This is a genomic window from Pirellulales bacterium (assembly GCA_019694435.1).
In the GTDB taxonomy this organism is placed as follows: domain Bacteria; phylum Planctomycetota; class Planctomycetia; order Pirellulales; family JAEUIK01; genus JAIBBZ01.
This window is the reverse complement of sequence record JAIBBZ010000005.1, coordinates 64,532-76,481: the sequence shown is the minus strand read 5'-3', so window position 1 is coordinate 76,481 and position 11,950 is coordinate 64,532. Positions and strand designations below refer to the sequence as shown.

General features: G+C 65.1%; 11 protein-coding genes. 3 read left to right on the top strand and 8 right to left on the bottom strand.

Annotated features, from left to right (window positions below):
• Positions 1 to 95: 95 nt before the first annotated feature.
• Entirely contained in the window at positions 96 to 482 is a 387-nt protein-coding gene (locus K1X74_06500) for a nucleotide pyrophosphohydrolase (GenBank protein ID MBX7165982.1), read from the bottom strand.
• A 3-nt stretch (positions 483 to 485) separates the two neighbouring features.
• On the bottom strand, positions 486 to 1,484 hold the full coding sequence (locus K1X74_06495) for a hypothetical protein (protein MBX7165981.1): 999 nt from the start codon (positions 1,482 to 1,484) through the stop codon (positions 486 to 488).
• Between the two features lie 239 nt (positions 1,485 to 1,723).
• On the opposite strand from K1X74_06495, the gene larC reads away from it, so the two are divergent.
• Complete coding sequence (gene larC, locus K1X74_06490) at positions 1,724 to 2,923, top strand: nickel pincer cofactor biosynthesis protein LarC (GenBank protein MBX7165980.1); 1,200 nt, start codon at positions 1,724 to 1,726, stop codon at positions 2,921 to 2,923.
• 55 nt (positions 2,924 to 2,978) lie between these two features.
• On the top strand, positions 2,979 to 3,566 hold the full coding sequence (locus K1X74_06485; protein MBX7165979.1) for a hypothetical protein: 588 nt from the start codon (positions 2,979 to 2,981) through the stop codon (positions 3,564 to 3,566).
• A 29-nt stretch (positions 3,567 to 3,595) separates the two neighbouring features.
• On the opposite strand, the gene K1X74_06480 is transcribed toward K1X74_06485, so the two are convergent.
• Positions 3,596 to 4,177: a hypothetical protein gene (locus K1X74_06480; GenBank protein MBX7165978.1), complete on the bottom strand. Its 582-nt coding sequence runs from the start codon at positions 4,175 to 4,177 to the stop codon at positions 3,596 to 3,598.
• Positions 4,178 to 4,525: 348 nt separating this feature from the next.
• On the opposite strand from K1X74_06480, the gene K1X74_06475 reads away from it, so the two are divergent.
• Positions 4,526 to 6,376: a vanadium-dependent haloperoxidase gene (locus tag K1X74_06475; GenBank protein MBX7165977.1), complete on the top strand. Its 1,851-nt coding sequence runs from the start codon at positions 4,526 to 4,528 to the stop codon at positions 6,374 to 6,376.
• An 85-nt stretch (positions 6,377 to 6,461) separates the two neighbouring features.
• Here the strand turns inward: K1X74_06475 and K1X74_06470 are convergent, their stop codons facing one another.
• The 5 genes from K1X74_06470 to K1X74_06450 all read right to left on the bottom strand — a co-directional run bounded on the left by K1X74_06470 (position 6,462) and on the right by K1X74_06450 (position 11,930).
• Positions 6,462 to 6,785 carry an acyl carrier protein gene (locus K1X74_06470; GenBank protein MBX7165976.1) on the bottom strand — a complete coding sequence of 108 codons (324 nt, stop codon included), beginning with the start codon at positions 6,783 to 6,785 and terminating at the stop codon, positions 6,462 to 6,464.
• Between the two features lie 32 nt (positions 6,786 to 6,817).
• Positions 6,818 to 8,347, bottom strand: coding sequence for a B12-binding domain-containing radical SAM protein (locus tag K1X74_06465; protein MBX7165975.1), 1,530 nt, complete (start codon positions 8,345 to 8,347; stop codon positions 6,818 to 6,820).
• Between the two features lie 40 nt (positions 8,348 to 8,387).
• Positions 8,388 to 10,139, bottom strand: a complete 1,752-nt coding sequence (locus tag K1X74_06460; protein ID MBX7165974.1) for a fatty acyl-AMP ligase — start codon at positions 10,137 to 10,139, stop codon at positions 8,388 to 8,390.
• Between the two features lie 284 nt (positions 10,140 to 10,423).
• Positions 10,424 to 10,909: a PilZ domain-containing protein gene (locus K1X74_06455; GenBank protein MBX7165973.1), complete on the bottom strand. Its 486-nt coding sequence runs from the start codon at positions 10,907 to 10,909 to the stop codon at positions 10,424 to 10,426.
• A 19-nt stretch (positions 10,910 to 10,928) separates the two neighbouring features.
• On the bottom strand, positions 10,929 to 11,930 hold the full coding sequence (locus K1X74_06450) for an HD domain-containing protein (protein ID MBX7165972.1): 1,002 nt from the start codon (positions 11,928 to 11,930) through the stop codon (positions 10,929 to 10,931).
• Between the last annotated feature and the right edge of the window lie 20 nt (positions 11,931 to 11,950).

Genomic DNA, 11,950 nt, shown 5'->3' with positions numbered 1-11,950 from the left:
GTCGGCGTAAGTACCAAAAACCGCGGGCGCACAGAAAGGCCAATCGACCTGCGCGGCCGGGCCGCTAGCGTTGCTAGCCGGCTGCCGATGCGGCGTCAGCGCTCGACCGGCCGGGGGTCGTCCGGTCCGTAGCGGCCGCGAAACCCTTCGATCGGGTACTTGAGCCGGTTCTTGACCATCTTGTCGCGCAGGGCGGTCGCGACGTCGAGCTCGAGCTCGTTCGCCATGGCCAGCACGTAGCAAAAAATGTCGGCCAGTTCTTCGCCCACGGCGGATTTGGCCGCGGGATTGGCCGCAACGGCCCGCGCTTCCTCGGGCGAGAGCCACTGGAAATGCTCCATCAGCTCGGCCGCCTCGACGGCCAAGGCCATCGACAGATTCTTGGGCGTATGAAACTGTCGCCAATTGCGCTCGGCCACGAACTCGGCCACTAACTGCCGCAGCGTCGCGATGGTCGTCGTCGGATCAGCCGGTTCGCTCATAGTTCATGCCGCCAGGAGATCTCCATCGAAGCCCGGCAACAACTTTTGCCGCGGCGGATCGACCGCGTCGCTCCATCTACGACGGTAACCCTCGGCCAGATGTATCATCACCTCGAGTGCCATCAAGTCGCCGCGGGTCATCACGTGGCGCGTGCTGCGGCTGCCCAGGCCGCGAATCAAATCTTCCAGCACTTGCAGATGGAGCTGCAAGGTTTGATCGGCAGAGATCCCCGCCGCGACGAACAGGCCGGCCAATTGCTTGATCTCGTGGACCAGATTCCCCGAACCCATGATGACGTACATCCGCAGCAATTCGCGGTAGTGGGCCACTAATTGAGCGGGGGGTTCGAAGCCGGCGCGTGCGGCCGCGGACGGATCACCTGCCGTGACCGGCGCGGACGCTTCTTCCTGGTCCGTCGCCGCCACGGGCATCGCGCTGCTGCGCAGCGCCTCGAGATCACCGATCAAGGCCCGTTGTTGCTCGAGCAGCCGCTCGACTTCCAGGTGTTCATGCTGCAGGCGTTGCCGTTCGGCTTGGGCCAGGCGGCGATGTTCACGCATCAACTGGCGCCGCTCGACAGCCCTGGCGAGCAGCCAGATCAGGTTTCGCACGGTGCCGCTGCGGACGCACAGGTAGCCGTCGGCGCCCGCTTCATAGCACAGGCTGGCCATGTCCGGGTCCTCGGCCGAACCGAGCACGATCACGGGCAACTCGCCCTCGGCCGCACGAAAACCCTCGAGCAGGTCCAGGGCATCGAAATCATCCGGTTCGTGACTGATCAGGACCGCGTCGAACACCTCCTCGCGCAGCCGGGCAAGTCCCTCAGTCCTGCCGCCGGATTCCTCGAGTTCGACGCGCGAGGCGCTGTCGCCGGCCAGGGCCTCGGCCAGCGCGCGCCCCGTCCGCTCGCGGCCGGCCAGATAGAGCACGCGCATCTGCGCCGGCAGGCTGCCCCAGGCGGCGTGCACTGCCGAATTCTTGGCCGATTGCGGTGTCGCCATGCCGTTCGCCGTTTCTGCTGAGCCCGCGGCACTTCGCCCCCCGAGCGAACGCTTGCTACCGCCTCGGGGCGGCCAGACGATACGTCGGTCGCAGCCTGAAGGTCAATTGCGCCCGCCGCGTGTACGGCGCCAGCAGCGGCAGCAGGCCGGCGAAAACGGCCTTGCTGGCCGCTTGCGCCGGCCTACAATTTCGGCTCCTTACGGATTCCCAGCAGCAAACCCACGACAGGAGACGCGGCGTGCGCGTGGCCTATCTCGATTGCGCCAGCGGTATCAGCGGCGACATGACGCTCGCCGCGCTGATCGATGCCGGCGCCGATCTTGCGGCCATCAACGCGGGCATCGCGTCGCTCGGCCTAGCTGGCTGCCGGATCGTCGCGCAGGAAGTCAAACGGCACGGGTTCCGCGCGACGCACATTACTGTCGAACATGAACCCGAGCACAAGCACCGTCACCTGCACCACATTGTCGACATGATCGACAAGAGCCAGGTACCGGCCGCGGCGCAACAGCTTGCCAAGCGGATCTTCACACGGCTGGGCGAGGCCGAGGCCAAGGTGCACGGTACCACGATTCAAAAAGTGCACTTCCACGAGGTCGGCGCGGTCGACTCGATCGCCGATATCGTCGGCGCGGCCATGGGCTGGACGCAGTTGGGCGTCGATCGAGTCGAATGTGCGCCGGTTCCGACGGGCACCGGCTTTATCGAAATCGCGCACGGTCGTTGCAGCGTGCCGGCCCCGGCCACGGCCGAGTTGCTTCAAGGCGTGCCGTTGGCACCCTCGAGCGTCGACGGCGAGCTGACCACACCGACCGGTGCCGCGATCGTCGCGACGCTCGCCGCCGCGTTCGGCCCGCTGCCGGCCATGCGCGTGGAAAAGATCGGCTATGGCGCCGGCACGAAAGATTTCGCCGAGCAGGCCAACATCTTGCGACTGCTGATCGGCGAAGCGGCCGGCGATGCCGTGGCCGACCCGTCGGGTACGACGGATCAGATCGTCGTCCTCCAGACCAATCTCGACGATATCAGCGGCGAGATGATCGGTTGGTGCATCGCCCGGCTCTGGGAAGCAGGTGCACTGGACGTCTACACCACGGCGATCCAAATGAAGAAACACCGGCCCGGCACGACGCTCACCGTGCTCTGCCCGGCGGCCCAGGTCGAAGCCATCGAGGCCATCCTGTTCGCCGAGACGGGCACCTTGGGCATTCGCCGCTGGACGGCCAGCCGGCGCAAGCTGGTCCGCAGCGCGCACGAGGTCGAGACCCCCTGGGGCAAGGTCGCCGGAAAGTTGGCCTGGATCGGCCAACAGGCGTCGTTTTCGCCTGAGTTCGACGCGGCCGCTGCGCTGGCGGCGCGGCACAGCGTCGCGCTGCGCGACGTATACGCCGCTGCGCAACAGGCCTTTGCGGCGGCTCCCCCACCCCCGCGCCCCTGATATCGACAGTCGGCAGACAACGATTGGCCCCAGTTCCAAGGAAGGACGTGGCCCGATGCTTTTCGCTGAGCTTTCCGGCGGTACGGCCCTGTGTTTGATGGGCTTGCTGATGGTGGTCGGCGTGCTGCTCATGCGCACTTCGCGCCAACTGCGCCGCGGGGCGACCGCGGCCGCATCGAAGGGCGCGTCCTTGCCCCGCCTGGTCCCGGGCGAGGCGACGCTGCCTGCCGATGCGCCGAAACAATTGACTCGCTGGGAAGTCTCCCTGCACGAGGTGGCCCGGGAACATACGGCCCGGCTCGACTCGAAGATCGTCGCGCTGCAACAACTGGTGATCACCGCGCAACAGGAAAGCGCGCGGTTGGAGCGCTTGCTTGCAGACGTCACGCGCGCCGATCTCTCGCGCCGCAGCGACGAGGCCGCCAGCGCAATCGCCGGACCTCATCTGACCCGCAACACGGCGCCCCCGCGAGTGGCGACGGCCGTCACGCAGGCAGCGGCCATTCAAGGCACAGCCGACTCACGCTATGACGCCATCGTCGAATTGGACAGACAGGGCGTCGATCGTGCGGCCATTGCCCGCCGCACGGGCCTGCCGATCGGCGAAGTCGACCTGGTACTCGACCTGCGACGACCGCAATAGGCGCGAATCTCGGGTCTCGCATCCGACTATCAGCGGCGCCGCTTGAGCTGTTTGACTACGGCCGGCCAATGTTGCTCGTAGAGCCGCATGTCGAGCGGCTCGGCGACCATCACCGTCCGCCGGCTACCGTCACGCAAATCTTCGGTGCCCGAGATAACCACCGGGACAAGAACCTGGTAGCGCTGGCGATCGGCCACGGTGTCGCTGGGAAAACCGCGTAGCGCGACGATTACGTCGTCTTTTTTTGTTTTCGTGCTGGTCCATGGTCCCTGTAACAAGACCAGCATCGTGCGATCGTCGATGACCTGCACGATTGTCACCCAGGGATCGGGCAGCCGCCCCTTGTCGCCGACGCGCGGCGTCTCGGGCATCTCCGGAGAATAGGGCCCGCGCGGCTTCAAGTGTTCGCGTAACTCTTGCTGCGCCGCATCGAGCCTCTCGACCCAACCGGGCGGCTGCTCCTGCTTAAGCCGTGCGGCTTCGCGTTTCAGCTCGGCGACCCGCTGCTGGCGAGCCGTTTCGCCCTCGGCGATGAACTCGAAAACGTCAGCCGGGATCTCGGCTGCGCCCTGGCCGAAGGCCGGCGCACACGTGGCGAGCAAGGTGCTCACCCAACAACACCGCGCGAACCCGCTACCTAGCTGCCCCGCTCCCATGCAAGCACCCTGGCCGTGGCCCCTGGAACGAACATGCGACAATTCGACCAGTCAATATGGTCCACGGTTTCGCGCCAAGCAAATCACTTGCGACCAATCGGGGCCGCTACTATTCTGAAATCCGCGTTGATTGCCGTCTCTTTTCCCCGCCGAGACCTGCTCGTGAACGGATCGACCGGACTCGTAAGTCGATCGCTGCTGCTGTAGTTCACGGGTTTGCATTCGCTGTCTCGAGATCGTTCGTGCACCGGGCCCTGGCGTTTTTTCTGGGCCGCGACGAACACCCTAGGGGAATCAATCCATATGAAATCTGTCCGCTGTCTGTTGGTCTTGGCGATGTTGTGCGGTGCAGCGAGCGCCCGCGCTCAATCGGTGGCGCGGCAATGGGACGAACTGTTGCTCGATGCAATTCGCCACGATACGCCACGCCCGACGGTGCATGCCCGCAACTTGTTTCACACCTCGGCCGCGATGTACGACGCCTGGGCCGCATTCGATACGACGGCGACCGGCTACCTGACGCACGACCACTACGCGGCGCCCGATATCGAAGCCGCGCGGCAAGAAGCCATCAGCTTTGCCGCGTACCGGCTGCTTTCCGAGCGGTTTGCCGCTTCGCCCGGCGCAGCGACGATCTTGCCGTCGTTCGATGCCGAAATGGATACCCTGGGCTATGACCGCACCTTCACTTCGACGGTCGGCAACTCGCCCGCCGCGATCGGCAATCGCATCGCGCAGCAGTTTATCCAATATGGTTTGACCGACGGTTCGAACGAGGCGGGCAACTACGCCGACACGAGCGGCTACACTCCCGTCAATCCGCCGCTGGTCGTCAGCTCGCCCGGCACGACGATGAACGACCCGAACCGCTGGCAGCCGCTAACGATCGGGCCCACCACGCAAAAGGCGCTGACACCTCACTGGGGCGACGTGCAGGGCTTCGGCCTGCCTGCGGCCCCGCCCGGCGGAGTGCACATCGACGCGGGCAGCCCGCCACAACTGGGCGGCGCCGGCGATGCCCTATTCAAGCAGTCGGCACTCGAATTGATCCGTTACAGCAGTTGGCTCGATCCGGCCGATCCGACGACGATCGACATCTCGCCCGGTGCCATGTTCAACAACACCCTGGGCACGAACGACGGCACCGGCCACGCGTTCAACCCGGCGACCGGCCTGCCCTACGGCTCGAACGTGGTGAATCGCGGTGACTATGGCCGTGTGTTGGCCGAATTCTGGGCCGACGGCCCGAAATCGGAGACTCCGCCTGGTCATTGGAACACGATCTTCAACGACGTCTCCGACAACCCGCTGTTGTCGAAGCAGATCGGCGGAACTGGACCCGTTGTGAGCGACCTGGAATGGGACGTGAAAGGCTACTTTGCGCTCAACGGCGCCGTGCACAACGCGGCCATCGTGGCCTGGGACAACAAATTCTACGACGACTACACGCGGCCGATCTCGATGATTCGCTACATGGGCGGCCTCGGCCAGTCGACTGATGCGGGCGATCCCTCGTACAACCCCAACGGCTTGCCGCTCGAGCCCGGCCTGGTCGAAATCATTACCGCCGCATCCACGGCTCCTGGCCAAAGGCACGAGGCGCTGGCAGGCCACGAAGGTGAAATCGCGATCCGTGCCTGGCTGGGCCACCCGGCGGTTCCGACCGACACGGGCGGCGTCGGCTGGATGCTGGCCACCGAGTGGTTGCCGTATCAATTGGCGAACTTCGTCACGCCGGCGTTCCCCGGCTATACGTCGGGGCATAGCACGTTCAGCCGCGCCTCGGCCGAGGTGTTGGCCGCCTACACCGGCAGTGAATTCTTTCCAGGCGGCATCGGAGAGTTTTCGTTCCCGGCGAACACCTATCTGAAGTTCGAAGGCGGCCCCAGCGCCGACCTGACCTTGCAGTGGGCCACCTATTTCGACGCTTCCGACCAGGCCGGCCTGTCGCGATTGTTCGGCGGAATCCACGTCGCGGCCGACGATTTCGACGGCCGGATCACCGGCTCGCTCATCGGACAGAACGCCTACGCCTTGGCCGAGAACTATTTCGTCGGCGTGCCTGAGCCTTCGACCTGGGTGCTGACGCTCACCGGGCTGCTCGCCCTGGCGGGTTCCCGGCTCCGCGCGCGGCGCCGTCGAGTCGTGGCGTGACAACCGGGCCGAATTCGTCCGGCGCAGAAAACGACCAAACCTGCGGCCCGGTGTGCGATTACCCTGCCCGGCCGAGGCGATTCGGCTAAGCCGCGCCGGGCGGGGGAGATCCGTTCGTTGGCGCCATGCAGGCGATGTGCTCGGCCAAATCGGCGATCGTCGGAAAGTCCCAGGCCAGGGTCGGCGGCAGCGAGCGGCCGATCCATTTGCCCAAGTCGCCGGCCAGGATCACCGCTTCGGCCGAGCTCAATCCGTAATCCGTAAACGGCTTGTCGACGTCGACCGCCGCGGCGTCGACGGCCAACAGGGCCGCAAGTTGATCGACGAGCCAGGCGCGCAATTCCTCGGCGCTGCGCTCCTTCCGGGACGCTGCCCCGTTCGTCGTACCTGGAATCTGCTCGCGGCTCATGCGGATCGCTCGTTTCGCTCGCTGGTGCCGATTTACGACGGGACAACCGCCAGCGCTTCGAAATCGGGCTCTTCCAGTTGGCCGAGGCCCAGGTCGTAAATCTTCCGCCGCTGCATGACGCCTATCGCCTGGCGGCCGAAGATCAGCGCGGTCATCAAGGCGCTCGTATCCTTGCCGCGGAAGTGGCGCACGGCGCGCCGCGGCACGAGGGCATATTCCTCGCCGAGGGCCTCGTACGAATCGAGCAGCCGCTGCCAGATCGCAGCCGAACGGGCTCCCGTCACGACCATTTCCCGCTCGACCGGCAGGTGCTCGGCCAGGCTCGCGATGCGCTCGAGCAAGGGCTGCGGCGCATAGAGCTTGTTCAGCAGCCATTGCGTCCCGCGGCGGAGCTGCTCGAGGCTCATCTGCTTGGGGACGACATTCGTCGAGAACGACCCCAATTCGGCGTAGTCCCCGCGCAACCGGCCCTCGTCGCGCATCCTTCGTTCCAGCGGGGTGCCCTCGGGAGCGTGCAGCATGTTGACGTTAACCATCGGGAACCCGGCGGCCTGCACGAAATCGTACAACACACGAAACGTAGCCGGCGTGTCGCTGTCGAATCCGGTGATGATGCCGCCGTTGACCATGATGCCGTTTTTGTGCAGCGTCTGCACGTCGGCAACCATGTTCTGGCGGACGTTTTGGTTCTTTTTCACCTCGCGCAAGGCGTCGGCCGTCGGCGTTTCCAACCCTACGAAGGCCTGCTTCAACCCAGCCCACGAGCACAGTTCGAGCAATTGCTCGTCGCGCACCACGTCGATCGACAACTGGGTCGCGAAATAGGTCCGCTCGGGCTGGCGGCGGTTCCAGTTCCCGACGGCCTGCATGATGTCGGCCGCCCGCTTGCGCGCGGCGGTGAAATTATCGTCCGACAGAAACACACTGCGATATCCGGCCGCGTACAAGCGTTCGAGCTCGGTCACGACGCGTTGGGGCGATTTGTGCCGTTGTTTCCGTCCGAGGTAGACGATCACATCGCAAAACTCGCAACTGAACGGACAACCGCGGCTCGTCTGGACGACCCCCACCCAGTATGCGTCTGGCTTGAGGGCCTCGATCTTCGGTAGCGGCGACTGTTCCAGTTCGGCGGCCGCCGACGCGGCGTATTGCGTCTGCCAGGCGCCGCGGCGAAAGTCGTCGAGAAACTGCGGCCAGGTTTCTTCAGCCTCACCGGTGAACAAGATGTCGCAATGCGGCCGCACGGTTGCGCTGGAGAGCGTCGCATAGGGACCGCCGATGGCCACCAGCAAGCCGCGCTTCCGGAAATCGTCGGCAATCTCGAACATCCGCCGGCTTTGCGAGATGTAGCCGGTGATCCCGACCAGGTCCCAGTGGCCTTCGCGCGGGACGTCTTCGACTTGCTCGTCGACGAGCGTCAATTCGATGTCGCTTGGTGTCAGCGCCGCCAAGGTCGGCAGCGCCAGATTCGGCATATAGCCGGAAACGCCCGTCTCCTGAACGACTTCGGAGAACCCGAAGAAAGTTTCTTCTTGGGCCGGGTTGACGAGCAAGATGCGCACGCAGCGAGCCCCCCACAGGCTTGTCCGCGATCCGTCGGATTCACCGCCGAGATTGGCCCGGCGCGTAAAGCTTTAAGGTACCCTCGCTAAACTGGCGTCGGCAAGCGTTTCGCTGGATTTTGCCGCTCGAAGTCTTGGGGATCGTTCCCGGTTCGATCAATACGACCGCCCAAGCCCGCATTTGATGCTCCTCGCTAACCACCCGGCGAATGACCGCGTCGATCTCTGGCAGCAGGACCTCGGGGGTCCCGGCCCGCAGTTCCTGAACAATCACCAATTGTTCGGTTTCCCCCTCGACGGCGAACGCAGCGCAGCAGCCTGGCCGGCACGCATCGTGGCTTTGCTCGACGCTCAATTCGATGTCGTGCGGATAGTGGTTCCGACCCTCGGTGATGATCAAATCCTTCATCCGCCCGGTGATGTACAAGGCACCCGCGCGAATGAATCCCACGTCGCCTGTCCGTAAATGCGGGGTGCCCTCTTCCGCGACGACCTGAGCTCGAAATGTCTCGTCACTTGCCCGGGGCTGCTGCCAATACCCGCCGGCGACATGCGGCCCCGACAGCCAGATTTCGCCGATCGCGTCGGTGGCGGCGCGCCGTAGCGTTTCCGGATCGACGATCGCAACGCGGCTCGGCCCCGTCGGCAGCGGGCAACCGACCAGGCGGCGCACCTCGCCGGGACCACTTTGGTGCGGCAGCACTGCGCCGCGCCGCAAAGGTTCGGCCGCAAAGTCTTCGATCACCGGCGGCCGTAAGTATTCGCCGCCCGCCACGAACAGTGTCGCCTCGGCCAGCCCATACACGGGAAACAAGGCTTCGCGGCGAAACCCATACGGCGCGAAGGTCTCGGTAAATCGTTCGAGCGTTTCCGCGCGAATGGGCTCCGCGCCGTTGTAGGCCACGGTCCAAGGGCTCAGGTCGAGCCCTCGTCGTTCGTCGGGCGTGGTCTTGCGCACGCACAGATCGTAGGCAAAGTTTGGCGCTCCGCCCGCTGTTCCTTGATAGCGCGAAAGCGCTTGCAGCCAGCGCACCGGGCGAACCAGGAACATCTCCGGCGACATGAACACGCAAGGGAACCCGGTGTAGCACGGCTGCAAGATGCCGCCGATCAGGCCCATGTCGTGGAACAGCGGCAGCCAGCTGACCATGCACGAAGTCGTGTCGAAGCGCATCGCCTGCCGCACCATCTCTTCGTTGGCGAGCAGGTTGGCATGCGTCACGACGACCCCTTTGGGCTCCGATGTCGAGCCCGAGGTGTACTGCAGCAAGGCCGGTGCATCGCCGGGCGTTTGCGCGTCGCTCCACGCCCCGGCGTCTTCGATGCTGCCTTCTTCGACCGGCAGCCAGGCCACGGCATCCAGTTCGTCGAGGTGCGGGGCCAGCGCGCCGGCCATGGCCTGAATCGAATGCGTGGTCAGGAGCACGCGCGGCGCCGCGTCGCGAATGATCTGTCCCAGCCGGTGCAAGTCCCGTTCGAAGAATCGCTCGTGTGGACGCGGCGGAAACACCGGCACCGCGATGACGCCGGCATACAAGCAGCCGAAAAACGCTTCGATGAATTCCAGGCCCGAGGGGAATAACAGCAGCGCCCGTTCACCCAGGGCAGCCGCTGATCTCAGGCGGACGGCGATGGCACGGGCCCGGGCGTCGAGTTCGCCATAGCTCAAGTGTCGCTCGTCGGCCTCGCCATCGGCCAGGAACGTGTAGGCGCGGCGAGCGGGCGACTCGTGCGCTCGCCGGCGCAGCACGTCGGCCAGGTTGCGGCAAGGCGGCAGCGATTCGTCAGCCATCGCACGGTTCACGGGTGAGTGTCCCCCGCCCAGGTGCAAACCTTGGCCGGCCGTTGCTCCAGGGCGATTTTGCCCGGGAGCAACCTTTCGCTGCTTCGCGTGGCAGCCATCCGGCAGCCTCGTTCGTGGCGCAGCACAGCCCGACCAGCGTCGCCCATTTCAGCAAAGATAAGAGGTGAACAGCATCGCGACAATTGGCCGCCTCGAGTCGCACGATCGTTGTCGCCCGGCGCAGGCGTCGGCGCATTTCGATCCGGTCGCCCCGCCCACGCGGACCTGGACGTTTAGCGAGCGTGATGCGTCACGCAGGAACGGACCAGTTGCGTCAGCACCCGGCGGTCCTCGTCCGTAGCGGCACCGGCGCCGCAGACATAGCAACGGCGCCCGCGTTTCGTGCAGCGAGCGATCCGCAAGATCGTCTTTTGAGTGCCGGGTAGATAGATCTCGACTTCGTCGCCCGGGAAGAGTTGCTTGTGGCACAGCAGCGACAGGCCGCCGGTCGACAAGTCACAGGTGATTACCGACCAATACACGGCACCGACTCGCAACACGGCGTATTGGCGGTAGAACACGCGGCGAAACTGGCGGGCATCCGTGGCACAGGTGTTCGCCGGCCCTCGCACCTGCAAATAGTCGGACCACTCGTGAGGCAACTCGACGAGACACGCATTGGCCAGGACTTCTTGTTCGTCGGCCCCCAGCATGCGATCGTCGTCCGCCAGGGCTGGTCGCGTGTCGATTGCAGAATTGGCTGCCGATAAGTCAATCACGGGAGCGTCTCGCCGGGGCTCAAGTCGCTTGGCGCACGATGTGCAACCAGCAGCGGACGTAATCGGGGTCGAACAAGCTGCCTGCGTTCTGCAACAGGTGGGCCGCGGCGGTCGACTTGCTCAAGCGCGGCCGATACGCGCGCGTGCACGTCATCGCGTCGAACACGTCGGCGATCATACAGATCTTCGCATAGGTATGGATCTCGCCCGCGTCGATGCCGACTGGGTAGCCTGAGCCATCGAGGCGTTCGTGATGCTGATAGACCATCATCAGCGCGCCCCAATCGCTGAGCACGCCGCGCAGCTCCTCGAAACCCATGATCGTGTGCTTGCGGATCGAGTGCTCTTCGGCCGGCGTCAGCGGCGTCGTCTTGCGAAGCACGTGTGCGGCCACGCGCCGTTTGCCGATGTCGTGCAGCATGGCGCCCGTCGTGATCTGCTCCAGTTCGGCCGCGTCGCGGATGCCTAGCTCGACGGCCAGCAGCGTGGCATAGGTGGCCACGTTGACCATGTGCGTATACGTGTAGTAGTCGTGGCGCAGCAGGTTGAAGACGCGCGCCGGCATGACCTTGGCGTTGCCCAGCAACCGGGCCAGGCGCTGACTGAGCTGCGTGGCGGTGTCGACGATTTCCTGGGTGCTGACCCGTTGCAGCGCCTGGCTCAACAGCGGTGCGGCCGTGTCTTGAAGAATGGCCAGTCGATCGAGGGTGGGTACATCTTCGTCGGCCAGCGCGTCGTCAAGTGACGCGCTCAACAGCGATTGGAATTGATCCAGCGCCGTGGCGCGGATGAACAGCGACCGCACGCCGCGCGCCTCGAGCGAGGCCACATCCTCGCGCGTCAGCTCGACTTGCCGGGCGCGGAACAAGACGGGACGCCGGACCGCTTCTTCGAACAGGTACAGGTCGAACGTCAACTGCCTGGCAGTAAACAGGCTGGCCAAGGCGATCGGGACGAATTCGTCCGTCGCCGGTTCGCGTCGATTGCGCGCGATCGTTGCTGTCGCACCTGCGCCAGTCATCCATCCTGCCCCTGCTGCTG

Coding starts and splice junctions, on each gene's coding strand:
- K1X74_06470 (MBX7165976.1), bottom strand. CDS start 6,785: ATGAGCCGCGAGCAGATTCCAGGTACGACGAACGGGGCAGCGTCCCGG.
- K1X74_06500 (MBX7165982.1), bottom strand. CDS start 482: ATGAGCGAACCGGCTGATCCGACGACGACCATCGCGACGCTGCGGCAG.
- K1X74_06475 (MBX7165977.1), top strand. CDS start 4,526: ATGAAATCTGTCCGCTGTCTGTTGGTCTTGGCGATGTTGTGCGGTGCA.
- K1X74_06485 (MBX7165979.1), top strand. CDS start 2,979: ATGCTTTTCGCTGAGCTTTCCGGCGGTACGGCCCTGTGTTTGATGGGC.
- K1X74_06450 (MBX7165972.1), bottom strand. CDS start 11,930: ATGACTGGCGCAGGTGCGACAGCAACGATCGCGCGCAATCGACGCGAA.
- K1X74_06495 (MBX7165981.1), bottom strand. CDS start 1,484: ATGGCGACACCGCAATCGGCCAAGAATTCGGCAGTGCACGCCGCCTGG.
- K1X74_06460 (MBX7165974.1), bottom strand. CDS start 10,139: ATGGCTGACGAATCGCTGCCGCCTTGCCGCAACCTGGCCGACGTGCTG.